Source organism: Streptomyces sp. AHU1, from assembly GCF_045343905.1.
Lineage (GTDB): Bacteria > Actinomycetota > Actinomycetes > Streptomycetales > Streptomycetaceae > Streptomyces > Streptomyces triticiradicis.
Window position 1 is genome coordinate 9214638 of record NZ_CP174283.1, and the last position, 23979, is coordinate 9238616.

Below are 23979 nucleotides of genomic sequence, written 5' to 3' on the forward strand. Positions count from 1 at the left end.
CTTGCGGGGGAGAAACGAAGCTCCTGCGGAGCGGGGCAGGGAGAGAGGCGAATCGCCTCCTGGGCGATTTGGCGTCTGCGGCCACTCGCCGATATCCGGAACTGACAGGAATGTGAGGTGTGACAGGGCAGGTCAAGCGGGCGTTCAAGTACCGCTTCTACCCCACGGACGAGCAGGCGGCCGAGCTGTCGCGCACGTTCGGCTGTGTCCGCCTCGTCTACAACAAGGCGCTGGAGGAGCGCACGCGGGCCTGGTACGGCGAGCAGCGCCGGATCTCCTACGTGCAGTCGTCGGCCGCGCTGACGCAGTGGAAGAAGACCGAGGAACTGGCCTTCCTGTCGGAGGTGTCCTGCGTCCCGCTGCAGCAGGCGCTGCGCCATCTGCAGACGGCGTTCGGGAGCTTCTTCGCCAGGCGTGCGAAGTACCCGCACTTCAAGTCCCGGAAGAAATCGAAGGCATCGGCCGAATACACCCGCAGTGCCTTCACGTGGCGTGACGGGAAACTGATGCTGGCGAAGACGGCGGATCCGTTGGACATCCGCTGGTCGCGTCCGCTGCCCGAGGGGGCGGAGCCGACCACAGTGACGGTGTCCCGTGACGCGGCCGGCCGCTGGTTCGTGTCCCTGCTGTGCCAGGACACGATCACTGCGGCCCCCGCCACGGACACGGCAGTCGGCCTGGACGCCGGGATCACCTCCCTGGTGACCTTGTCCACCAGCGAGAAGATCGCCAATCCCCGGCACGAGCGGCGTGACCGCGCCCGCCTGGCCCGTGCGCAGCGGGAGCTGTCCCGCAGGGCGAAGGGCTCGGCGAACCGGGAGAAAGCCCGCCGTCGCGTCGCCAAGGCCCACGCCAGGATCGCCGACCGGCGCCGCGACTTCCTGCACAGGCTGTCCACTCGGCTCGTCCGTGAGAACCAAACGGTCGTGATCGAGGACCTGAGCGTCCGCAACCTGCTGAAGAACGGCCGCCTCGCGCGCGCCGTCTCGGATGCGTCGTGGACGGAACTGCGCTCCATGCTGGAGTACAAGTGCGCCTGGTACGGGCGCGAACTCGTCGTGATCGACCGCTGGTTCCCCTCCAGCAAGCTGTGCGGGGGCTGCGGAGCGGTCCGCGAGAAGCTGCCGCTGAACGTCCGCGAGTGGACGTGCGGCTGCGGCGCGGTGCACGACCGCGACGTGAACGCGGCACGCAACATCCTGGCCGCCGGGCTGGCGGCTTCTGCCTGCGGAGACGGTGTAAGACCTCAACGGGAGTCCTCCCGGACGGGGCAGTCGTCGGTGAAGCAGGAAACCCAGCGGGCGACCGCTGGAATCCCCCGCCCTTAGGCGGGGGAGGAAGTCAAGGGACAGCCTTCGTCGGGTTGTGGTGGTGGCCGGCGGGGCGGCCACCGCGGGCGGCGGACGGTGGGGTGGCGGTGCGCGCCCACCCCGCGGGAGGGGTTGCGGGGTGTCAGAAGGCCGCGAAGTACTCGCGCTGCTCCCACTCGGTGACCTGGCCCGGCACCGGGGCGGCCTGCAGGGCCCAGGCCTCGTACCGGCGCACCTCGCTCTCCTTGAGCCGGGCCAGACAGGCGGCCAGCGGGTCGCCCAGCAGCCGGGCGGCCCGGCCCGCCGTGAACGCCTCCAGGGCCTCGCGCAGGGACTGCGGGACGGTGTCCGAGCCCTGGCGGGGTCCGTCGGCCGAGCCCCCCTCGAGGCCCTCGAGGCCGGCGAAGAGCTGGGCGGCGATGTTCAGGTACGGGTTCGCGCTCGGCTCGCCGATGCGGTTCTCGATGTGCGCGCCGGCCCCCGAGCCGACCACGCGCAGCATGGCCGTGCGCGACTCCAGGCCCAGGCTCACCCGGGTCGGGGACAGGGCGTGCTGCGTGCCCAGGCGCCGGTAGCCGTTGACGGTGGGCACCGACAGCAGGAACAGGTCGCGCAGCCAGTCCCGCAGGCCCTCGGCGTACGCCTTGCTCGTGGGGGAGAGCCCCGCCGAGAGGCCCTCGGCGCTGAAGATGTTGCGGCCGGTGGCCGTCTCCAGGACGGACTGGTTCAGGTGCCAGCCGCTCGGGTCCGCCCCGGCGATCGCCGGCTGCGACATGAACGAGGCGTGCAGGCCCCGGGCCGCGCACCAGCGCTTGGTGAAGACGCGGAAGAAGAGCATGGCGTCCGCCGTGTCCAGCGCCGACATGGGGTCGAACGTGGTCTCCACCTGCCCGGGGCCCATCTCGTGCTCCATCGACCGCACCGGCAGCCCCAGGCCGAGCAGGGCCAGGGCCAGCGGGTCGGTGACCGGGGCGACCGTGTCGTAGGCGGCGTCCAGGTTGAACTGGTAGCCCGCGTTCATCGCGGCCACCCGCGGGGCCGGGCCCTGCAGGCCGAAGCCGTTGCCCTCGTTGCCCGGCTCGTCGTCCAGGCGGCGCGCCAGGTACCACTCGACCTCCAGGCCGAGCACGGGCGTCAGCCCGCGGCCGGCGTAGCGGTCCAGCACCCGGTGCAGCACGTGCCGCGAGGACAGCGGGTGGGGGCGGCCGTCGCGCAGGTACTCGTCGCCGATCACCCAGGCCGTGCACGCCCCCTCGCCGGGCAGCACCAGGAAGGTCAGCGGGTCGGGCACCAGCACGAAGTTGCCCAGGCCGGCGATCTCCTCGACGCCGATGCCGTGCTCGCCCCGGTAGTCCACCGCCGTGGTGCAGGCCGTGTCCTTCAGGAACGGGCCGGGGCTGTAGTTCATGCCGTTGCGCAGCACCCCGCCGAAGGTGCGGGCGGTCAGCGTCTTGGAGCGCACCAGGCCGTGCGGGTCGCCCCACACCAGACGGACGAGGTCGATCCCCTCGAGACCCGCCTCGATCCGCTCGGCGGCCGCCGAGCGGGCCTCGTCCCACAGCCCGTGTTCGGTGACGAACGCGTGGCTCCCGACGCTGCCCTCCGTGGCAGGGGTCGACCATGATCTGGAATACACGACGGGAGCGTCCTTTCGTCAGGAGGCCGACGGGGGGCGTGTCAGGGGCGTCAGAGGTCCCCGCGGGCCGGCGGCCGGCCGGCGGGGCGTCGGCTAGGCGACCTGGGACCGGGGCGGCTCCGGGGCGGCCCCCCCGGCCGGGGTGCCGGTGATGGACCTCCAGTGCCAGGCCGAGTCGAAGGCCGTCACAGCGGCCTGCTCCCCCTGCTCGGCGAGCGCGGCCGCCCGCTGCGTCATCCGGGCGATGAAGGCGGCCACCTGGTGCGCCGCGAGCATCTCCTGCTCGGTGTACGGCTCCCCGTCGGCGCGGACGATGCGCAGGTCCACGAATCCGTCGAAGGGCCGGCCGCACACCTCGACCGGGTGGGGGCTGCGGATCGTGAAGCGCACCATGTTGTTGACGTGCCCGTGGTGGTGCTGGTCGGAGAAGTGGGCGATGTCGGGGATGGTGGGCGGCACGAAGTGGTCGCGCTCCAGGACCTTCGAGGTCCGCGGCAGGTTGCCGGCGATGAAGTGCCAGGAGTTGTACTGCATGCGCGAGGACATCGCCCAGGCGGTGTCGGCGAGCGTGGCGAGCGAGTCGCCGTAGTGCCGCCGGGCCTCCTGCGCGGGGACCACGCAGCAGAAGAAGTCCGTGATGCCCCAGGCGCTGATCTCGTCCCAGGCCTCCGCGCGCAGCGCGCGGACCAGCCCCGGCAGCGACCGGATACCGCGGCTCATCGAGAAGTCGGCCCCGAACGCGGCGGTGGTGGCGGCGACCGCCTCGTACACCACCGCCTCCAGACCGGTGCCGAACTCGCCGTAGGGGCGGGCCAGCCAGGCCGGGCCGGTGTCGTCGGCGAGCCGCAGCTCGGCCAGCCGGTCGCCGACCACGGGCAGCGTGGCGCGCAGATGGCCGGTGACCTGCCGGTCCCGCTCCGCGGCCACCTCGCCGTGCGGGGCCGCCACCTTCTCCACCTTGTGGATCAGGGCGCCGTGGATCTCCCGGTACAGCTGGACGGTGCGGGCCACCTCCGGGCGGTGCGCGCCCAGCCCCGTGGCCAGGGCCATCAGCGCGTCGATGCCGGCGTCGGGACCGGCCGCGGGGATCTTCTCCCCGCCCAGGGCTTCGTTGTAGTTGCGGCGGGTGCGCTCCAGCAGCCGGCCCACGTTCCGCGGGGTGAGCTGCGAGCCGTTGACTTCTTCGATGCGGCCGTACCCGGCCGAGCGGATGAGCAGGCTGATGCCCACGACCAGCAGGGCGTCGTGGTCCGACCACAGCTCCAGCGGCAGGCCGGCCAGGCCGGCGAACACGCAGTCCGGGTGGCCCGGCCACAGCGTCTTGCCCACGACCGTGTTGGTGTCGCGGAAGTTCGTGTACTGCTTGTCCTCGATGTAGAGCATGAAGGGGGCGGTGCGCTGGGCGCCCTCGGTCAGCTGCGCCAGCAGCGCCTCGCGCCCCTCGCTGCCCTGCTCGGCCAGCCAGCGGCGGCTGTCGGCCGCGTCGCGGTCCAGCCGCTCCTGAGCCGTCGTCACCTCGCGCCGGTACTCGTCCAGGTGCCGCGCGGTCCATGGGACCCGCAGCACGCCGGCGACCAGCGTGTGCTGCTTGGCGAGCGGCTGCTGGGAGGGAACGCGGACGACGACCCGGCCGCCGGTGGTCAGGCCGATCTCACCGAGGAACACGGTGCGCTCCGCGGAATCCGCGACGGCTCCGGCCGCCTCGCGTGCGTCCGCGGACAGACCGGCGACGACCTTCAGAGCGGCGGCGTCCGCGGTGCGAAGGGCGCCCTCCTGGACCTCCGCGGGCACGTGTCCGTCGAGCGTGAGCAGGGTGTCCAGGGCCGCGCGCAGGTCGGCGGCGGCCGAGGCCTTTTGCCACACCCGGGCCAGCAGCCCGGGGAACCCGGCGTCCTCCTCGCGTACCCGGTCCGGCTTGGGCGTGGTGCCCGCCGCCAGGCCCAGGCGGCTGGGCCGCCGGCTCTGGCGCTTGCGGGAGTTGGCGGCTCGACGGGAGCCTTCGCGGTCCACGGGCGCGGTCATGCGATACCTTCCCCGGTGAGTGCGATGTGGCTCCACATCGCGTCGTCGGTGGGCGTCCAGTCCGCGTCGACGTAGATGCAGTCGACCGGGCACTCCAGGACGCAGACGGGGCAGCCCGAGCACAGCTCGGGGACGATCACGACGTCGAGCCCGCGGTCGAAGATCGCGCCGAACTGTTCCGGGCAGCCGCGCAGGCAGCTGTCGCAGGTGATGCACTCGGACGTCTCGATGCGGCGCGGGGGCTTGGTCCAGTTGTCGGCGCGGCTGCGCGTGGCGATCCGCAGGTCTCGCCCGGACGGCACATCTGACGGAGTGTTGCTTTCCACGGGCATGAGACCCCTCAGGCGTCGTGTCGATGACGGATCGAACGGACGCTTCGAGCATCCGGGGTTCCTCTCGACCAACTCCTGAACCCCGGTCGGGGCGTGCTGGAGCGGCACACCCGGGACGCCGTCACGCCCGGGGGCAGGAGCGTTTCGTGGAACTGACGGCTCCGGATCGCCGGCGTCACTCAAGCCGGGCGCGATGCGTGCACGGCACCCGGCAGGTTCCTGGCCGCGGTCCGCGTCCACGAGGCCTGTCCGGCGGCCGATCGAGAAGACCTCGACGAGCATCACCGAGGGTTCCCGCCCGGTCGGACCCATCGGACACAACGGTCTCGGCCCGTTCACGAACTGCTTCACGGCCGGCGTCGCAGTGTCCCCCGGCCGGTTCCTCCGGCCGGCGCGGAACCGGGGGGCCCGCCGGACCCCGCCCGTCGGGGCGCGGCGTGATGTCCGTGACGGTGACTGCCGACGGCGTCGCAAGCGCGGGGGTGCGGCTGTGCCCGGGCCGGCCGGCCGATCCGCCGGTCCTGCCGGCGTTGCCCGGGCTCGTGCCCCCGGTCGTCTTCGTGCCGGCCGCCGGGTGTGCGTCCGCCACCCCGCGTCAGGGTGCAAACGACCGGCCCCGGGCCGCGGGCCGCCTTTGGCCGGTGTCCGCGGCACCGGTGCCGTGACGGGCGTGCCCGCAGTTCACGGCATCAAGTCCTGCCTGGTCTTGAGCCCCTCGGCGAGCAGACTCCATTCCTTGCCGATGCGCTCGGCGATCGGGGCGATGACGCCGAGCCAGTGGGCCGGAACCGCGTCGACCAGCTCCCGCCAGCCGTCGTCCGGTTCGGCGGCGTGCGTCTGCATCCAGCGGAGGAACTCCCGGCCGCCCGCGGTGTAGCGGATGGTGGGATCGGCGGCCATCTTCGCCGCCACCGTCGTCCAGGCCGGAATCTCGTCGGTGTGGTTCCTGCGCTGCGGCGCGCCGTCGATGCCCGATGCCATCCGCAGCGGCACATGGGCCGCGCCGTCGCGATCCGCGCCGCCGGGAACCGCCGGGACGGGCCGCGAAGGTTCCCCGGAAAGCCGTACGGACCCCACGGGTTGCACGGGTTGCACGGGTTGGACAGGGTGGACGGGACGGACGGATCGCAGGGGCTGCGCCGCCGCGTCGGGTGTCCGGCGGCCGCTGCGCTCGGGGCTTTCGCCGCGCCGCAGCCGGGCGCTCACGTCGTGGACCGTGCCGAGCGACACGTCGGTCTCCCGGGCGACCTGACGGAGCGGGGCGTCCGGGTGCGCGGCGATGTACTCGGCGGCCCGCAGCCGGCCCTCGCCCGGGCCCACCGGACGCCGTCTGCCGTCCTGGCCGATGCGCTTGCCGTCGAGCGGTGTCGCCTCACCCGACTTCTCGCGCAGCGACGCGATCGTCTTCGCGCTCAGCCCGGTGATGCGGGCGACGGCGCGGTCGGACCAGTCCGGGTGGGAACTCAGGACACGCTGGGCTCCGGACATGCGGTCGGACCTCGACAGGGGCAGTCCGTGCGAGCCGTTCGCCTTCATGGCGATGACGAGCGCCTCGGAGTTCGAGCAGTCGACGAAGCGCGCCCTGATGCTGCTGTCGCCGCGCAGCTTGGCGGCCTCCAGCCGGTGCAGGCCGTCGATGACGCGGTAGCCGTCGATCTGGACCAGGATGGGCGGCAGCTCCACCGAGCCTGCCGCGTCGGCGAGAAGCCGGATGTGCGCGGCGTCCGTGCCGCTTTGGCGCAGGGACATGCCCGCCGACAACATGTTGACGAGGACGTCGCGGGCGGGAAGCTGCTCGAGGTTCTTCAGATCGAATTCGCTGCGGGCCGACGCGTCGACGTCTTCCGTCCCGACGGAGCCGAACGCGTTCGTGATCAAGATGGCCTGCGCGCTGCTCTGAGCCATTCCTTCACTTCCTCTCTGCCGCCGCTGCCGATGAGCGTCGCAGGAGGGGCTCCAGCCGTAGTTGAGGGGGGATCGAGGCTTCCTGGAAATGCAGGACGGCGGATGTCCGCCGGACCGGCAAACACCCACTGCGGCGACGACCGGCAGAGCGGCCGCCCGGAGTGCGAGCATCCCGGCGGGCCATGGGGGCGGACCTGCGGCGGGCCGGTGCGGCGAGGCGGTCGGATGCCTTCCGCACACCTTCGCGTGAGTGTGCCGGGGGAGACGGTGAACCACGGCGCGGGCAAGAGGGGTCCCGACTGTGATATCAGGAAGGCCATTTCGTTCAGCAGGCGTCGGCCCGCCGGGTTCTGAACGATGGCCGCCGCATTACGTGTACGGCTACTTTATTGCCGCTATGACCCTCCGCCGAAGCGGATGTTGCATCTGCCTACTTTCCTCAGTTGAACCCGGAAATCCATGAAGGTGGCCATGAAATCATTCGTGAACGGTCCGGCGAGCACGCGGCGGCCGGTGATCGGGATCTGTGCGCGGACCGCGCCGGTCACGTTCCAGGGCAGCGACATGGTCGTCAGCTTCGCGCTCCAGTCCCACCTGGCCTTCCTGACCGCGGCGGGCTGCACACCCCTGCTGCTTCCGCTGCTGCCCGGCGTCGAGGCCATGGCGGACCGGATCGACGGCCTGCTGATCCCGGGCGGCCCCGATGTGGATCCGGCGCTGTACGGCGAGGACCCGCACCCCGGCACGCGGGCGGTGACCCCGGAAGCCGACCGCGCCGAACTGGCGTTGATCCGGGCGGCACTTGACGCCGAGCTGCCCGTGCTGGGCATCTGCCGCGGCATGCAGTTGCTCAACGTGCTGCACGGAGGCACGCTGCACCAGCACCTGCCCGAGGTCACGGGCCACGACGGCCACCGCCCGAACACGCCGTCCTTCACCCTCGGCTCCCACCCGTTGAAGCTGGAGCCGGGCAGCCGGATCGCCGGTGTCCTCGACGAGGACGCGCCGGTGACGGCCTGTCATCACCACCAGGGGGTCAACCGGCTCGGTGCCGGACTCACCGCCACCGGCTGGGCGCAGGACGGCACCGTCGAGGCCGTCGAGGTCACGGATCGCCCCTTCGCCGTCGGCGTGCAGTGGGAAGCGGGATTCACCCCCGACCAACGACTTCACCACGCACTCGTGCACGCCGCCAAACGCTGAACCGCAGATCTTCGGCGATCACCGAACGTGCCCCACCCCGGGCGGGCCTCCCCGTCGCTCCGCGGCCCGCTCATCGGTCCATTCCCGACTCCAGCGGGTTTCGAGCCGCTTCAAAGACCCCCTTGCCACGCTGTGTGCGCCGTGCATCCAGAAGGGGTATCCATGAAAAAGCTCGCATTGGTGAATGCGGTGATCGTGATCGGCCTGTCGGTCCCGGCCGTCACCCCCGTGGCGGCGGCCGAGGGGGCCACCGCGTCGGACACGGGGACGATCGCCTGGTCGCCGTGTCCCGACACCGACCCGAACCTCGGCACGCTGCTCAAGGGCCTGGAGTGCGGCTCGCTGGAGGTCCCGCTCGACTACGCCCGGCCCAACGGCCAGAAGATCAAGCTGGCACTGACCCGCGCCAAGCACACCGTCACCGACGACCAGTACAAGGGCGTCGTGCTGCTGCACCGCGGCCAGTGGCCCGGCCCGATCAGCCGCGACATGCCCACCCGGTACGCCAAGGGCACGACCGGGCTGGCCAAGGACGTCGGCGCCGCCTACGACTGGATCGGCTTCGACCCGCGCGGCGTCGGGGCCAGCGAGCCGGCGATCGTGTGCGACCCGTCGTACATCAACCCGATGCTGGCCGACCCCGTGCCGAAGACGGCCGCGGACGAGCAGAACGCCGTGGCCAAGGCCAAGGCGTACGCCAAGAGCTGTGGTGACAAGTACGGCGACCTCCTCGACCACTTCACCACCAAGGACTCCGCGCGCGACCTCGACCGGATGCGGATCGCCCTCGGCCAGGAGCAGATCACCTACTACGGCATCGACTGGGGCGGCTACCTCGGCTCGGTCTACGCGACGATGTACCCGACCCGGGTCAAGCGCATGGTGCTCGACAGCGTGCCCAGCCCCAGCGGCGTGGGGTACCGGAACCAGATGTCCAAGAACATCACGTCCGAGCAGAACGCCGGGCTGTTCTTCGCCTGGGTCGCCGGGTACGACTCCGTCTACCACCTGGGCACGACCGCCGACGAGGTCGAGGCGAACTACTACAAGGGCCAGGACGCCCTCCGTGCGGCGCCGGTCGACGGCAGGATCGGGCCGGGCGAGTGGGCGAACGTCTTCGAGCAGGTCGTCTACCGCAGCTGGACCTGGGTGAGCCGCGCGAAGATACTCTCCGACTTCGTGGTGCGCGGTGACGCGACGGCGCTGCGCGCCGACTCCCCGACCCCGGGCTTCCCGCAGCAGAACCGCGTCGCGATGACCAACGCGGTCAACTGCACCGAAGGCCGGTGGCCGAAGGACTGGAAGGTGTGGAGCGCCACCCTCAGCGGCCAGTACGCCGCCGGAAACCACCTCCTGACCTGGAGCAACGGCTGGTACGCCGCGCCGTGCGCGTTCTGGCCGGTGCCGGCCCAGGCCCCGGCTCGGGTCGGCGGCACCAGCGCCGACATCCTGCTGGTGCAGCCGCAGTACGACAACGCACACGGGATGTTCGGCGCTCTCGACATGCGGGTCCGGTTCCCCAACTCCCGTCTCATCATGGAGTCGGGCGGCCACAACGTCGGCTCGGCACTGTCGGCGAACAACAACCCCTGCCTCAACGCCTACGTCAGCGACTACCTGAGGGACGGCACCCGTCCCACCGCGTCGTGGGGCATCGACGCCACCTGCCAGGCGGCCGCGGACCCGGTGCCGCCGGCGGCCTGATCCGTCATCGGCCGGGCCCCGCACGGACCACCGTGCGGGGCCCGCCGTCTCCGTCGTGGTCATGCGTTGCGCAGACGTCTTCTCCAGGCCTGCCCGGTGGCCGCGGTCGCAACGGTGGCCAGGACCGTGACGCCGGCGACCACGAAGGCCGCGGGCAGCGGGCCCGCGAGGTCGGACAGTGCGCCCTTGACGTCCTCCCCGCCCTTAAGGGCGGGGATTCCCCTCTGGCTGCCGGTGGTGACCACCTGTCCGGCGGCGAGGATCACTCGCGACGCGTTGGAGTCGCGATCATGTTCGGTACCGCAGCCTTCGCACCACCAGATGCGTACGTGCAGCGGCTTCTTTCCGCTCCAGGTCCGCCACCGGGTCGAGGATCTCCTGGAGGCGTTCGACGGGCAGCGGAAGCCGGGCCGGCCCGTCGTCGACCGAGCCGCCGAACGTCATCGGCATCCGCGGTGCCGGCGGCGGCACCGCGAGCCACCCGGGCACGACGGCCGGGCCGTTGCGGGGAACGAACTGCACGGGCAGGGTGGCCGGCCACGCGTCGGGCCGGAAGGCTTCGGGGGGCGGGGCGAGGGTGAACCGGCCGTCGACCAGGTCCCCGGAGAACTCCACGCCGTACCTGCCCGCCCGTCCGCCGGCCAGTCCCGCATCGCGTCGGTGCGTTGCTCCGGCGGCTGCAGGGCCTTGGCGTGCAGGAAGTCCGTGCGCAGGCGGGTGTGGACGCCGACGGAGTACAGCACCGGGGCGTGCACCGCGCCCACCGCCTCGGCGGCCACCGCTCCCGCGAACGCCTTGGCATCCCAGAGCACCAGGTCCGGCCGCCGGGCCCGGGCCACGGCGACCAGGTCCTCCGGCATCGAGTCGTCGGACCGCCGCGCCTGCGGAAGCACCAGGTCGTAACTCTGGCGGCCTGCTCCCAGCTCAGCCGCTCGGGGTTTGGCCGTATGCCGGACAACGGGTCGAGTCCCTGCTGCGGGGGCCGTTCCGCGGCGGCAGGTCGGACGTCCGGCGTCGGTCCCGCTGCCTGCGCACCTTCGACGTCTCGCCGGGACCGACACCCACCGCCGTCAGCCCGGCCGAGGTGACGGCGTCGAGCAGATCCGGCCGGCAGGCCACCCGCACCTCGTGCCCGGCCGTCCCCGGCGACCACGCCAGCGGCACCAGGTTGAACACATGCGCGTTTCAGGGAAACGGTACGACGAGAACTCGCACGACGAGCTCCTTTCAAATGGGGGCAATGGAATTCTCTTCTCTGCCCTGCCTGTTCGGACCCGCGTGTTCAGATCCGCGTGTGTTCAACCGGGGGGATTCGGCAGTTGAACAAGTCCTTTCGTTCACCGGGAATGCTCGTCAACTGAACAAGAAAAACAGGGAACTTGACACAGATGGGCTTTCGACGGGATGGTCGAACCACTCGATTGCAGATCCATCCGAGGAGGTGAATCAGATGAAGACGCTTCGTCAGTGGAACGCTCTGCGTTCGCAGCGAAAGGGCGGTGTCCGCCCGGCCGGCAAGTACTTCAAGTGGGCGGCCTGATCAGGCGCTCCCGTGGCCTGTGGAGGGTGCTGGCACCCTCCACAGGCCAGAGTTTTCGGCCTCAGGGATATCTGACCGTGGCAATCGAGGTGGGATCAGTGCACAGGTGGAGTTACGAACGTTTTGCCGTTGAGCAGAAGACTTTGAACGGGCTGGTGGAACGTTTTCTGGCCCCGGAAGCATGGCAGGAATCACGCGAACCGCTGACCGGTGAAGAACGCGCCGAACTGCGGGAGACGATCGCCGGACTTCAACATCCCCAGGTCATCGAAGAACTCTGCGCGATGGCGGCGACCCACCCCCGCGCGGATGTCCGCCTGACGGTTCTCGAAGGTGTCGGGCCGTTCACGGCCACGCTTCCCGCGGCGCGGGAATTTTTGGTCTGGCTGCTCGGCGACGACGAGGACTTCATCGTCTTCACGGCCGCCAAGATCGCCGGCCGGCACCGCATCGGCGAGGCCTACGAGGAGCTGCTGCACATCACCGGACCGGCCGAGGCCGGCCTGTTCCGCAGCACCAAGCCGGTGGGCATCGGCGCCGCCGTCGTGGCCAAGGCGATGGACGAGATCCTCGGCGCGACCGACCGCGCGGACCGGCTCGAGATCGAGCGGGAGCACACCAGGACCGGACAGCTGCCGCAGGGAACCGCACTGGGCGAACACTGGGACTACGACCCGCAGAACCTGCCCCGTCCCGTTCCCGCAGACATGGTCCTCATCCCCGGCTCCGACTTCGTCACCGGAATCGGCATGGACGACGTCGTCCACCCCCTCTACGACGTGGACGACGCCGCCCCCCGGCAGACCCGCCACCTGCCCGACTTCCTCATCGACCGCCACCCGGTCACCAACCGGGACTACGACGCGTGGGCCAAGGGCCCGCAGGCCGCCGAGCACGCGCTGTGCCACCCCGACGAGCCCGAGGACAAGGACCACCGCCGCGGCATCATCGGCGACGCCCGCTTCGGCCCCGACCACCCCGCCACCGGCGTCGACTGGTTCGACGCCTACGCCTACCTGGCGCACCTCGGCAAGCGGCTGCCCACCGAACTGGAGTGGGAGAAGGCCGCACGCGGCGAGAACGGGTCCCTCTACCCGTGGGGCGACGAGTTCGACCCCGACGCGCTGCGCTGGTTCGGCGCCTCCTTCGGCGAGGCGCAGAGCCTGGAGCACTGGCGCGACACCCTGAGCACCTTCGACGAGACGACGCCCGCCGTCACCACCGTCCCGGTCGGCTCCCACCCCAAGAACACCAGCCCCTACGGCGTCGCGGACCTGGTCGGCAACTGCTGGGAATGGACCGACACCAACTTCTTCACCCGCGACCGGATGAAGCCGATGATCTCCGGGCGGCCCCGCACCGAATGGGCGACCGCCGAGGAGACCTCGGTGGTCATCCGGGGCGGCGCCTGGACCTCCATGCGCGAACAGGTCACCGCCTACTTCCGCGGCAAGGACCTCTTCACCGACCGGCACAACGAGATCGGGTTCCGGGGGGTGATCCGGTGAGCTCGCCGCAGCGCATCCCGCGGTTCCGCTACGACGGCACCGTCACGGCCGAACAACGCGCCTTCTACGAGCAGTACGGGTTCGTCATCTACCGCGGTCTGCTCGACGCGCAGGACGTGGACGTCATCCGGCGCGACGCCGAACACCTGGAGCGCGAGACCCTCGAGGGCAACGTGCCGGCCGAGCACCGCGACCAGGTGATCAAGCCCTCGTACGACGAGAACGGCCGGGCCACCCTGCACCGGCTGCCCTACTTCACCCTCCACAGCGCGGGCACCCGGGACCTGATCGAGCGCCGCAAACTCGACGCACTCGGCCCCGGCCTGCTGGGACGCCCCACCTGGCGGTTCGAGGACGCCGTCGACGGAGCCGTGTGGCAGATGAAACGGGGCAGGCGAAGCTCCTACAGCGCGCTGGACTGGCACCTCGACTTCCCGCACGACCTCCCGCTGACCCCCCTGGTCAACGTCGGCATCTACCTGGACGACGCCACCGTCCGCAACGGCTGCCTGATCCTCGTGCCCGGATCCCACCGGTATCCGCCGCGGCGGCTGGAGCCCCTGGGACTTGCGATCGAGGCCGAGGCGGGCGACGTCATCTGCCACACCTTCAACATCCTCCACCACTCCGGCCCGGTGCTCGACGACACCAGCCGGGCCACCCTGTACGTGTACTACTCCGCGGGGCAGAAGCCCGACGCGGGCACCGCGTACAGCCACCGGGCGGGCGAGGATTTCGCCAAGATGATCACCGGAGCGGAGGCCGGCGCGCGATGACCACCACCACCCCGGACGTCCCGTCCGCAGTCCTGCGGATCGCCGCCTGGGCCGAGGGGCCCACGGCGGAACGCGACGCCCTGCTCGACGGCTACCTGAACACCCTGGAACAGCTCACCGACCCGCACCTGCTCGAGGAATACCTGGCGGTCGGCCTGCTGCACGATGCGCCCGAGATACGGCGCCAGGCCCTGGCCGCCGCCGTACGCCTCGCCCCCGAACTGGCCGCCGAGGCCGTCGGCTGGGCGCTGGCCGACCCGGACGAGACCGTCCGCGCACCCGCACTCGCCTCCCTGGCCCGAACGCCGGCCCTGCGCTCCGCGGGCGGACCCTCCGCACTGCACGCCCTGCTGGCCGTGCTCGGCCGCTCCCCGGACCAGATCACCGCGGGCGTCGGGAACTACGTGACGGTCGCGGACGCGCACGCACTGGCCTCCGCGCAGACACTGCTCGCCGACACGGCACTGGCCGGCACCGTCCTGGAGGACCTGCCCGTCCCGCTGTCCGCCGACCGGCTGCCCAGCCGGCTCTCCCTGGAGGGAATGCGGCACGTCCCGGCCGGACGGCTGCGCCGCGGGACGCACCCCGATGGGGAACACTCCTTCGGCGACCCGGGCGAGCCCGCGGTGGACGAGATCACCGTCGAGGGCTTCTACCTGGACACCTGCCCGGTCACCAACGACGAGTACGACGCCTTCGCCGCCGACGTCGCCGCCCAGGGCCACCTGTGGTGCCACCCGGACGAGCCGAGGAACACCGACCACACCCGCTCCACCGCCGACGACCCCCGCTGCGCCGGCGACCACCCGGTGACCGGGGTCAGCTGGTACGACGCGGTGGCCTACGCCGCCTGGTGCGGCAAGCGGCTGCCCACCGAGGACGAGTGGGAACGGGCCGCCCGCGGCGACGACCACCGACGCCACCCCTGGGGCGAGCAGTTCCGGCCCGAACTGGTGCGAGGCCTGCACACGGTCCTCGGCCAGGACGCCGGGAGCGGCCTGGACCGCCGGGCCTGGCTGCGCCGGCTCGCGGACCTGTCCGTCGCCGAACTGCCCGAGCTGACCGGCCCGGTGAACCTGCCGGGCGGCGAATCCCCCTTCGGCGTCCGCGACCTGTGCGGCAACGCGTGGGAATGGACCTCCACCCGGTTCCTGGACGGCCTCCCGCTCGAGCCGCGCTTCGGCACCATGGACCCCGGCGACCTGTGGGGCGAGTGGTCGGCCGAGGTCAGTGTCCGCGGCGGCGCGTGGAGTTCACCCCCCGCCCTGCTCACCGCGGTCAGCCGCGCGGGCAAGACACTGGTGACCAGGAGCCCGGAGATCGGGTTCCGCTGCGCGGTGAGCGAATCCGAGGTGTCCCTTCGATGACCCGAGCCGGGCGACTGCAGCGGGTGCTGCCCCAGGGCTACACCCGCTGTCTCGCCAACCGAGACTTCCGCCGGCTGCAGCCCGGATTCCTGGTCTCCTTCCTCGGCGACGGCATGAGCTTCGTCGGCGTGGCCTGGCTGGCCGTCGAACTGGCCGCCCCGGCCCACCGCTCCCTGGTGGTGGGCCTCGCCGTCGCCGCCTACAGCCTGCCCGCCGCGATCGGCTCCCTCACCCTGGGACGCTGGCTCAGCGGACGCAACGCCCGAAGCCTGATCCTGGTCAACGCACTCCTGCGCGGCGCCCTGTTCGCACTGATCCCGGCGCTGTACTGGACCGGCCTGCTGAACGCCACGACCTACATCGCCCTGCTCGCCCTCTCCTCGGTCCTGCACGCCTGGGGGATCGCCGGACGCCAGACGTTCGTCGCCGAGACCCTGCCCGCCGAGGACCGGCTGGCCGGCCACGCACTGGTGGGCAGCCAGGAACAGCTGTCGTTCATCACCGGACCGCCGCTGGCCGGCCTGGTCACCGTCGCGTTCGGACCGGCCGCGGTCCTGGCCGCCGACGCGGCCAGCTATCTGTACCTGGCCCTGGTGACCGCCCGGGTCCGCGGCGAGGGCACCCTCGAGCGCCGTCCCGCGGTGCCGCTGCGCCGCAGCGCCAACACCCTGGCCCGCCACCCGGAACTGATGGGCCTGCTCGTCCTGTCGTTCTTCTTCTACCTGCTCTACGGGCCGATCGAGGTGGCGGTCCCGGTCGTCGTGGCCGAACGGATGGGCAAGGACCCCACCGCCCTCGGCTGGATCTGGGGCGCGTTCGGCGTCGGCGCGGTGCTCGGGACCTGGATCACCGGATCGCTGCGGCGGCTCCCGCTGTGGCCGACCGTGCTGGGCATCGTGGCCGGCTGGGGGCTGGCGATCCTGCCCTTCGCCCAGTTCGGCACCCTCGCCGCGGGCATCGCGGGCTTCGGCCTCGGCGGGCTGATCTACGCGCCCTACGGGCCGGTGACCATCACCCTGCTGCAGCAGAAGGCGCCCATCGAGGAGCTGGTGAGCCTCAGCGCCTTCCGCAGCGCGATCCTGGTGATCGCCACCCCGCTGGGCGCGGTCCTCGGCGGCCCCCTGGTCGGCGCGCTCGGCGCGGCGGACACCATCAAGCTGTCCGGCCAGACCACCATCGCCCTCGCCGCCCTCGGCGCGGTCCTGATCCTGCTGGTACGCCGCAACCGCCGTCACAAGCGGCAAGAACCACTCCTGGACACCGCACAGCGCTGAGCCCCGTACGGCGCTGAGACCCGCACGGCGCTGAGCCTTGTACGGCGCCGGGCCCCGCCGGGACCCGCGCGCCCCACCGCCCCTGCCAGGGGCCACTTCGTCATGCCCAGCGCCTGGGCCCCACCCCCCCCCGCAGACAAGGAGCCGTGATGAAACTCGGGCAGGAAGAGATGCGCAGCCGGTTCGAGCAGGAGCGGGCCGTCCGGCTGGCCACCGTCGACGAGCGCGGGCGCGCCCATGTCGTGCCCATCATCTTCGTCGTCGACGGCGACACCTTCTACTCACCCACCGACAAGCCCAAGACCGGCAACCCGCGGCCCAAGCGGCTGCGCAACCTCGACCGCGACCAACGGGCCACGGTCCTGGCCGACTGCTACGACGAGGACTGGCTCAAGGCCTGGTGGGTACGGCTGCGCGGCACCGCCCGGGTCATCGACGAGGGCGCCGAGCGCACCCGCGCGCTGGGCCTGCTGGACGGCAAGTACGAGCAGTTCGACGGCGCCCGCTACCTCCAGGACGGCGGGCCCGTCGTCGCCATCGACATCACGGACTGGCTCGGCTGGGCCTACAGCGAGCAGTCCGCGGACACCGGCCGGCGGCGCCCGTGGCGCGAGCGGTCCTGGCTGCGGTCCAGCCGTGCTTGACCGGTGCTGAAGACCGACGGGCAGACGGCGCGAGGCGATGTCGATGACGGTGGCCGGATGGGACCGGCCCTCCTCGGTGGGGATGCAGGCGATGTCACCGCACCGGCGAGTGCCGAGGCCGTCCGGGGCGGGAGCGAAGTCGCGGACGACGAGGTCGCGCCGGGACGCGGATCGCGGGTCGGGGATCGTCGTCACCTGGCGCCGCCCGTGGTGCCGGCCCCGCAGCCCGGCGATACGCATCAGTCCGGCGATGCGGCGCCGTCCGCACTCCTCGCCCTGCCGGTGCAGGACGGCATGGACGCGCAAGGCTCCGTAGGTGCGCAGAAGGCGGCCCGGGTGCGCGTGCTGCCCCTGCCCAACGGCTTCGTGCGCTTCGCCGTGCACCGGGCACACGACATGATCGGTGTGCGTGCGGCCGTCGCGGCCACCGCGCCGGTGGCCCGTACGACGACCGGGGGAGGCCTCCTCGGACGGGGACTCTCCACGGCACGGACGGAGGAGGCGTGACGGCTGTGCCGGCGCGCGGGCTCGAAGAGCGGCTGGGGGACACTCGCAAGAGACTGGAGAACGACGTCGATCTCCGGGTCGCTTCGGCGGGTGGTGCCGGCGGCGTCCACCTCATCCCGCTCTCGTTCCTCTGGGACGGGACCGCCCTCCTCGTCTTGCCCCCGCGCGGTTCCGTCCCCACCCGTACTGCCGCGTACGGCCCCGGCGCGTCCGGGCCTGGCGGGAGGTCAACGAGCCGGCCGGACGCACGCTGATGAGCGACGGCGTCCGGCTCGGCCGAGCACCTGGGAGGAACCCCGGAAGGACCCGGGAAGGGCCCCGGAAGGACTCCTTCCCCCGCGGCACGCCGCCGGCCGGTCACCCGGGTGACCGGCCGGCGGCTTTTCGGATTCCAGTCGTCCTTGACCAGGGTTGCGGACGGCGTTGTCAGGCTGTGCGGGAGAAGCCATCTGAATTCTGGAAGGGCGAACATGACGTCTATCGAGGTTCCGGTCCTGATCGTGGGCGGCGGCGGGTGTGGCCTGTCCGCCTCCGTCTTCCTCTCCGACCAGGGCGTCGAGCACCTGCTGGTGGAGCGGCACGCGGACACGTCGAGGGTGCCGAAGGCGCACTACCTCAACCAGCGGACGATGGAGATCTTCCGCCAGCACGGGATCCGCGACGACGTCCTCGCCCAGGCGGCGCCGCTGGACAAGTTCGGCAAGGTGCGCTGGGCGACCACGTTCGCCGGTGACGGCCCGCTGGACGCCCGCCGGATCCACGAGATGGACGCCTTCGGTGGTGGCGAGCTGACGGAGAAGTACGCGGCGGCCGGCCCGGAACTGCCCTCGAAGCTGCCGCAGATGTGGCTGGAGCCGATCCTGCGCCGTCACGCGGAGGAGCGGAACCCGGGGCGGATCCTCTTCAGCCACGAGGTGATCGACTTCTCCGACGAGGGCGACCACGTCATCGCCGAGGTGCGCAACATCGAGACCGGCGAGGTCATCACGGTCAAGGCGCAGTACCTCCTCGGCGCCGACGGCGGCCGCTTCGTCGGCTCCAAGGTCGGCATCGAGATGCAGGGCCCGCCCAGCAACGTCAACACGACGACCGTGTACTTCTCCGCGGACCTGTCGCAGTGGTGGGAGGAGGGCACGCTCATCACGCACTACCTCAGCCCGGAGGACCCCGACCTCTCGGTCAACCTCATCGAGATGGGCCCGAGCTGGGGCAAGGCCTGCGAGCAGTGGGGCCTGCACATGGCCCCCGGCCCGGCCGGCCGCTGGGACAACGAGACGGTCGTCGACCGCATCCGTGAGGTGCTGAAGGTGCCGGATCTGGAAGTGACCGTGCACAAGGTCACGGACTGGATCGTGAACGCGATCCTCGCCGACAGGTACCGGGTCGGCCGGGTGCTGATCGCGGGCGATGCCGCGCACAAGCAGCCGCCCGCCGTGGGCCTCGGCCTCAACACCGGCATCCAGGACGCGCACAACCTCGCCTGGAAGCTGGCCGCGGTACTGAACGGCAGCGCGCCCGAGAGCCTGATCGACACCTACGAGGCCGAGCGCCGGCCCGTGGGCCGCGAGAACGTCGACTGGGCGGTCTCCGCCGCCCAGCACCACCAGGTGGTCATCGACGCCATCGGCGGCGGCCACAACATCCCGGCGGGGCGCCGCGGGCAGCGTCTGGCGGCGTACTTCGACCCGTCGCCGCTCGGCGACACCGTGCGGGCGCGGGCCCTGGAGATGTTCGACACCCACCGCGGCGGCTGCCAGTCGTTCGAGATGGAGGTTGGCTTCGCCTACGAGGAGGGAGCGGTCGTCCCCGACGGCACCGAGCGCCCGGCCCGCGTCCCCATGCGCGACGAGCACACACCGACGTCGCGCCCCGGCCACCGGCTGCCGCACGCCTGGATCACCCGGGACGGCGAGCGCCTGTCCACCCTCGACCTGACGGGCAGGACCGGCTTCACGCTGATCACCGGCCCGGAGGGGACGGCGTGGAGCGAGGCGGCCCCGCGCGTGGCGGAGAAGTTCTCCGTCCAGGTCAACGCGGTCCGCATCGGCGACGGCGCCGAGTACGCCGACGTGGACGGCGGTTGGGAGGCCGTCCGGCAGATCACCGGTGCCGGCGCGCTGCTGATCCGTCCCGACCAGCACGTGGCCTGGCGCAGCACCGGCGCCGACGAGGACGCGGAGCGGGCGCTGACGGAGGTCTTCGCCACGATCCTGGACCGCTGACGCGGCCAGGGATCCGATCAGAGACCCGGTCAGCGATCCGAGCGCTGACCGGATCTTCTGGCGCCGCGACGAAGACCGCCGCTTCCGCGACGCGGAACGGGCAGGACGAGAAGGGCCGTGCCCGGGCACGGCCCTTCTCGTCCTGCCCGTAAGCGGCTCATCGCAGTAGAGGGTGTAGTCGGGGTCTGCCGGTTTTTCGAGGTCGCCGACACGGATTTCAGGCTCGGCTGCATTCCTGTCCGAGCGCGACGAGACGTGCGCCGCGGTCGAGGCGACCTGGGGTGCTTACCAGCGCATCGTGTCCGCCTACCGGCAACCCGACGGCCGCGCTGGCAAGGCCGAACTCGCCGCCGTCATCAAGACGATCAGCCACGGCGTCCCGGCCGGACTGCCCGAACTGAGTCGACTCGGCAGAACACTGAAACAGTGCGCCGCTGACGTGCTGGCCTACTTCGACCGGCCCGGCACGTCCAACGGCCCGACCGAGGCCATCAACGGCCGACTCGAACACCTGCGCGGCATCGCCCTCGGCTTCTGCAACTTGACCAACTACATCACGCGCAGCCTGCTTGACACCGGTGGCTTCAGATCCCGACTACACCCTCTACTGCGATGAGCCTGATAACTTCGGGATCACTCCATTGACATCCTCCCCCTCTTAAAAGAGGGGGATTCCAACCCAGGTGGGTTGAGGTTCACGGACGCTCGACCGCTGTTTGGGCGGTGTCGTCCCTCCGGCACCGGCTGATCGCCGGGGGCGGGGGATCCCGCCCTGTCCTGCCGCGACGTTGGTTGCTGCGTTGGTGTCGGCGTTGCAGGTGAAGCCGCAGGAGGAGCAGACGAACTCGGCTTGGCTCTTGCGCGAGTTCTTGTCGATCCATCCGCAGACACTGCAGCGCAGACTGGTGTAGGGGGCGGGGACGTCTTCGACCCGGCCGGGGGCCTTGTGCCCGGTGCGTTGGCGGAGCAGGCCCCAGCCCTGCGCGAGGATCGCCCGGTTCAGCCCTGCTTTCTGTCTGACCTGCTTGCCGGGCTGCTCGGTGGTTCCCCTGGCCGAGCGGGTCATGTTCTTGATGTTCAGCTTCTCGAACCGCACCAGACGGTAGGTGCGGGCGAGCATCGTGCTCGTCTTCTCGCACCAGTCCTTACGCCGGTCGGCTTCCCGCGCTTTGAGCCTGGCCACCTTGGCGTATGCGGTGGTCTTCTGCTCGCTTGCCTTGGGGGCACGTGCGGCACGCCGCTGGTGTTTACGGACCTGCGCGCGTTCCTTCACGGTGAGCTGCGGGCAGTTCAGCTTCCGCCCGTCGGAGAGGGCGGCCGTGATGTTCACGCCCCGGTCGACACCGATGACCTCGCCCGTGGCGGGCGCGGTGACCGGTGCGGGGATGACCGCGAAGGCGATGTGCCACTGGCCGTTGCGGTAGGTGACACGGAATGTCTTTGCCTCGGGCAGGTCGGTCCGGGTGAGGCGGAAGCGGACCCAGCCGCAGCCGGGCACCTTGACCTGAGCCCACCGGCGGTTGAGCTGGTGCACCACCACGGACCGGCCCATGACCTGCCTGCCGGTCTTCGCGTTGAGCTTCGGCGAGCCGTCATCGGTCAACTCCGGGACGCGGTCGGTGCCGATGACGCGGAATCCCTCGTGCCGGTACTTCTTGCGCCAGGTCGGCTCACCGAACCCGGACGTGAAGCGGGCGTTCTTGGCCTGGGCGAAGTCCTTCAGGGCCTGCTGCTGAACGTCCGCGTTCCCGCTGCCGAGCCACTCGTTGGCGTGCCGGGCTTCGGTGAGCTGCCGGCACTGCTCAGCGAAACCGGGCGCGGCCCTGCGTCCCGGGTACCAGTGCGAGTGCTGCTCGACGGCCAGGTTCCACACGTACCGGGCGTGCGCGCAGTGCAGCAGCATCTGCTGCTCCTGCGCACTCGTGGGGTACATGCGGAACTTTGCCATGCCGTCACGGTAATGGCGCGATAACGCCATAACGGCGGAATGTTCAAATTCATGCTTCGCATCCCCAAAGAACTCCACGCCCGGCTCACCGTTCAAGCCCCCGCTGGCCGGCGGTCCCTCAACGCCGAGATCCTGCACCTGCTCGAGATCGCCCTCGACGCCGTCAGGGCGACGACGAATCGTCCTGACGGCGATGCCTCTGCCCCTGCCCTGCTCCGCAGGGGCTCGCATGCCCCCGGCCTGAAGGCCGGGGCACCCTGCAAGGAAACGAGGTGGATTCGGGCTCACACCCCGACGGCGACCGAGTCGGCCGCCGCGGCCTTCCGCACGACGGGGAGGATCTGGTCGACGGCCCTGCGCGAGGTCATCATGCAGACACCGACGCCCACGCCGTCGTACACCGCACCGCACACCGCGAGTCCGGGCCGGGTCGCCACGGCCTCACGGATCTGCCGCACCCGGTCCACGTGGCCGACGGTGTACTGCGGCAGGGCGTTCTCCCAGCGGCTCACACGGGACGCCACCGGGACACCGGTCACGCCGGTGGCCTCGGCGAGCTCGGCCGTCGCCAGCGCGACCAGGTCGGCGTCGTCGAGCTGGAGCAGGTGCTCCTCGCCGAACCGTCCGAGCGAGCAGCGCACGATCTCCGTCTCGCCCGCCAGGTGCGGCCACTTCACCGTGGTGAACGTGACCTCCTTGACGGCCTTGCCCTCCTCCGCCGGCACCCGGTAGCCGGCGTAGCCGCGGCCCGAGAGCCCGCCGGGGAAGGCCGTGCGCGGGTAGGCGAGCGTCACCATGGCCACGCTGGCGTACGGCACCTCGGAGAGCGCCGAGGCGGCCAAGGACGCACCCGGGACCCCGGCGAGCAGGCTGCCCGCCGGGCCGGCCGGGGTGGCGAGGATGACCGCGTCGGCGTCGATGACCTCCGAGTCGGTGGCCGACCCCACGGTCACCTGCCAGCGCTCACCCCTGGGTGTCAGGTTCCGGACGGGGGTCCCGGTGCGCAGGGCCGTGTCCGGCGCGGCGTCCAGCACCTGCCGGACGATCGCCGCGGGCAGCGTGCCGAAGCCGCCCTCGAGGGTGGCGACGCTCACCGGCGGGGGCTTCTCGCCCTCCTGCAGGTGCGGCACCAGCGAGCCGGCCGCGTCCGCCAGCGAGATGTGATCGCGGGACGCCCTCACCAGCGGGGTCAGGGTGGCCTCGAACGAGAGGTCCGAGGCACGCCCGGCGAACACACCGGCGAGGAACGGCTCGACGAGGCGGTCCACGACCTCCTGGCCCAACCGCCCGCCGACGAAGGACGCGACCGAGACGTCGCCCTTCAGGTCGAAGGAGGGCAGCACGAGGTCCTGCTGCGCCCGCTCCACGCCCTCGGCGGACAGCACCCCGGACCGGGCGAGGTCGTCGATGTCACAGGGCACACCCATGAACTGACGGTCGGGCTGGTGCCTGATCGTGCCCCGGGTCCAGATCGCCGACGCGGTGACGGGGCCCGCCGACATGATCTGCTCGCCGAGTCCCGCCTCCTTGATCAGGCCGGTGGTCTTCTTGCGGTTGGCGTACAGCGACTCGGCGCCCTCGTCGACCGCGACTCCCGCCACGTCGGAGACCAGCAGTTTTCCGCCCAGCCGGGACGAGGCCTCGAGGAGCGTCACGCGCACCGGCTCGTTCCGCAGGTGGAACGCCGCCGCCAGTCCCGAGATCCCGCCACCGACGATGACCACGTGGGGCTTGCCGCTCGCCCGAGCCTGTTCGCTCCCAGTCATTCCACCAGCTCCTTCATGGTTACGGTGTCGTAGGGCCCCCACGGTCGGCGCCGAGACAGGCCGTGGGCAGTCTCGCCGGGCGCCCCGGACCCCGGGTGGAGGGCGCCTTGAAGGCGGGCCGATCCTTCTCGATCGCTCGCCGGTCCGCTGTTCGACCGCGGGCTTTCAGCGTTTGAACAGGATGGTTCGACCGGCAGCATCAAAGGCGGGCGGGAATTTGCGTTCCGTGCCGTGAACGCATTGATTCGTTGCTTAAAAACCGGGCGCACGATGTTCCGCCCGCCGCCTTGGCGTATCCGGCGAAGTGGCGTTCCG

General features: G+C 71.3%; 18 protein-coding genes and 4 pseudogenes. 11 read left to right on the forward strand and 11 right to left on the reverse strand.

From position 1 onward, the window contains the following. The first annotated feature begins 119 nt into the window (after nucleotides 1-119). A complete protein-coding gene (locus ACICHK_RS40645) occupies nucleotides 120-1328 on the forward strand; it encodes an RNA-guided endonuclease InsQ/TnpB family protein (RefSeq protein ID WP_406841044.1) in 1209 nt (402 codons plus the stop codon). A gap of 124 nt (nucleotides 1329-1452) precedes the next feature. Here the strand turns inward: ACICHK_RS40645 and ACICHK_RS40650 are convergent, their stop codons facing one another. The 4 genes from ACICHK_RS40650 to ACICHK_RS40665 form a co-directional block, all read right to left on the reverse strand. Further along, the gene (locus ACICHK_RS40650) at nucleotides 1453-2946 is read right to left on the reverse strand and encodes a glutamine synthetase (protein WP_406841045.1); all 1494 of its coding nucleotides are present in this window, start codon (nucleotides 2944-2946) and stop codon (nucleotides 1453-1455) included. Nucleotides 2947-3039: 93 nt separating this feature from the next. Beyond that, entirely contained in the window at nucleotides 3040-4968 is a 1929-nt protein-coding gene (locus tag ACICHK_RS40655; RefSeq protein WP_406841046.1) for a hypothetical protein, read from the reverse strand. Beyond that, a complete protein-coding gene (locus ACICHK_RS40660) occupies nucleotides 4965-5270 on the reverse strand; it encodes a 4Fe-4S dicluster-binding protein (RefSeq protein ID WP_406841047.1) in 306 nt (101 codons plus the stop codon). Before ACICHK_RS40660 ends, ACICHK_RS40655 begins: the two co-directional genes overlap by 4 nt. A gap of 711 nt (nucleotides 5271-5981) precedes the next feature. Further along, on the reverse strand, nucleotides 5982-7205 hold the full coding sequence (locus ACICHK_RS40665; protein WP_406841048.1) for a ParB/RepB/Spo0J family partition protein: 1224 nt from the start codon (nucleotides 7203-7205) through the stop codon (nucleotides 5982-5984). A gap of 471 nt (nucleotides 7206-7676) precedes the next feature. On the opposite strand from ACICHK_RS40665, the gene ACICHK_RS40670 reads away from it, so the two are divergent. Further along, nucleotides 7677-8408: a gamma-glutamyl-gamma-aminobutyrate hydrolase family protein gene (locus ACICHK_RS40670; protein ID WP_406841049.1), complete on the forward strand. Its 732-nt coding sequence runs from the start codon at nucleotides 7677-7679 to the stop codon at nucleotides 8406-8408. A gap of 162 nt (nucleotides 8409-8570) precedes the next feature. Next, a complete protein-coding gene (locus tag ACICHK_RS40675; protein ID WP_406841050.1) occupies nucleotides 8571-10112 on the forward strand; it encodes an alpha/beta fold hydrolase in 1542 nt (513 codons plus the stop codon). A 59-nt stretch (nucleotides 10113-10171) separates the two neighbouring features. Here ACICHK_RS40675 and ACICHK_RS40680 read toward each other — a convergent pair whose 3' ends face one another. The 4 genes and pseudogenes from ACICHK_RS40680 to ACICHK_RS40695 all read right to left on the reverse strand — a co-directional run bounded on the left by ACICHK_RS40680 (nucleotide 10172) and on the right by ACICHK_RS40695 (nucleotide 11288). After that, nucleotides 10172-10378 carry a hypothetical protein gene (locus ACICHK_RS40680; protein WP_406841051.1) on the reverse strand — a complete coding sequence of 69 codons (207 nt, stop codon included), beginning with the start codon at nucleotides 10376-10378 and terminating at the stop codon, nucleotides 10172-10174. A 22-nt stretch (nucleotides 10379-10400) separates the two neighbouring features. Continuing rightward, nucleotides 10401-10727, reverse strand: coding sequence for a hypothetical protein (locus ACICHK_RS40685; protein WP_406841052.1), 327 nt, complete (start codon nucleotides 10725-10727; stop codon nucleotides 10401-10403). Between the two features lie 29 nt (nucleotides 10728-10756). Continuing rightward, nucleotides 10757-10972: pseudogene (locus ACICHK_RS40690) on the reverse strand (glycosyl transferase family 28); the annotation flags it as partial. A 64-nt stretch (nucleotides 10973-11036) separates the two neighbouring features. Further along, the gene (locus ACICHK_RS40695) at nucleotides 11037-11288 is read right to left on the reverse strand and encodes a hypothetical protein (RefSeq protein ID WP_406841053.1); all 252 of its coding nucleotides are present in this window, start codon (nucleotides 11286-11288) and stop codon (nucleotides 11037-11039) included. A gap of 519 nt (nucleotides 11289-11807) precedes the next feature. On the opposite strand from ACICHK_RS40695, the gene ACICHK_RS40700 reads away from it, so the two are divergent. From ACICHK_RS40700 to ACICHK_RS40720, 5 genes are all read left to right on the forward strand, one after another. Next, nucleotides 11808-13160, forward strand: coding sequence for an SUMF1/EgtB/PvdO family nonheme iron enzyme (locus ACICHK_RS40700; RefSeq protein ID WP_406841054.1), 1353 nt, complete (start codon nucleotides 11808-11810; stop codon nucleotides 13158-13160). Next, nucleotides 13157-13936, forward strand: a complete 780-nt coding sequence (locus ACICHK_RS40705; protein WP_406841055.1) for a phytanoyl-CoA dioxygenase family protein — start codon at nucleotides 13157-13159, stop codon at nucleotides 13934-13936. The genes ACICHK_RS40700 and ACICHK_RS40705 overlap by 4 nt, the downstream gene beginning before the upstream one ends. After that, entirely contained in the window at nucleotides 13933-15303 is a 1371-nt protein-coding gene (locus ACICHK_RS40710) for an SUMF1/EgtB/PvdO family nonheme iron enzyme (RefSeq protein ID WP_406841056.1), read from the forward strand. Before ACICHK_RS40705 ends, ACICHK_RS40710 begins: the two co-directional genes overlap by 4 nt. Continuing rightward, entirely contained in the window at nucleotides 15300-16577 is a 1278-nt protein-coding gene (locus tag ACICHK_RS40715; RefSeq protein WP_406841057.1) for an MFS transporter, read from the forward strand. Before ACICHK_RS40710 ends, ACICHK_RS40715 begins: the two co-directional genes overlap by 4 nt. Nucleotides 16578-16726: 149 nt before the next feature. Further along, nucleotides 16727-17221 (forward strand): TIGR03668 family PPOX class F420-dependent oxidoreductase, encoded by a 495-nt coding sequence (locus ACICHK_RS40720; protein ID WP_406841058.1) that lies wholly within the window; start codon nucleotides 16727-16729, stop codon nucleotides 17219-17221. 255 nt (nucleotides 17222-17476) lie between these two features. Here the strand turns inward: ACICHK_RS40720 and ACICHK_RS40725 are convergent. Further along, nucleotides 17477-17614, reverse strand: a pseudogene (locus ACICHK_RS40725) (hypothetical protein); the annotation flags it as partial. 584 nt (nucleotides 17615-18198) lie between these two features. Here ACICHK_RS40725 and ACICHK_RS40730 point away from each other — a divergent pair. Both ACICHK_RS40730 and ACICHK_RS40735 read left to right on the forward strand, forming a co-directional pair. Further along, on the forward strand, nucleotides 18199-19950 hold the full coding sequence (locus ACICHK_RS40730) for an FAD-dependent monooxygenase (protein ID WP_406841059.1): 1752 nt from the start codon (nucleotides 18199-18201) through the stop codon (nucleotides 19948-19950). 259 nt (nucleotides 19951-20209) lie between these two features. Next, nucleotides 20210-20566 (forward strand): annotated as a pseudogene (locus tag ACICHK_RS40735) (transposase); the annotation flags it as partial. Nucleotides 20567-20608: 42 nt separating this feature from the next. Here ACICHK_RS40735 and ACICHK_RS40740 read toward each other — a convergent pair. Continuing rightward, nucleotides 20609-21898, reverse strand: a complete 1290-nt coding sequence (locus tag ACICHK_RS40740) for an RNA-guided endonuclease InsQ/TnpB family protein (RefSeq protein ID WP_406841060.1) — start codon at nucleotides 21896-21898, stop codon at nucleotides 20609-20611. Between the two features lie 51 nt (nucleotides 21899-21949). Here ACICHK_RS40740 and ACICHK_RS40745 point away from each other — a divergent pair. After that, nucleotides 21950-22042, forward strand: a pseudogene (locus ACICHK_RS40745) (toxin-antitoxin system HicB family antitoxin); the annotation flags it as partial. 140 nt (nucleotides 22043-22182) lie between these two features. On the opposite strand, the gene hemG reads toward ACICHK_RS40745, so the two are convergent. Beyond that, nucleotides 22183-23664, reverse strand: a complete 1482-nt coding sequence (hemG, locus tag ACICHK_RS40750) for a protoporphyrinogen oxidase (RefSeq protein ID WP_406841062.1) — start codon at nucleotides 23662-23664, stop codon at nucleotides 22183-22185. Nucleotides 23665-23979 lie beyond the last annotated feature (315 nt).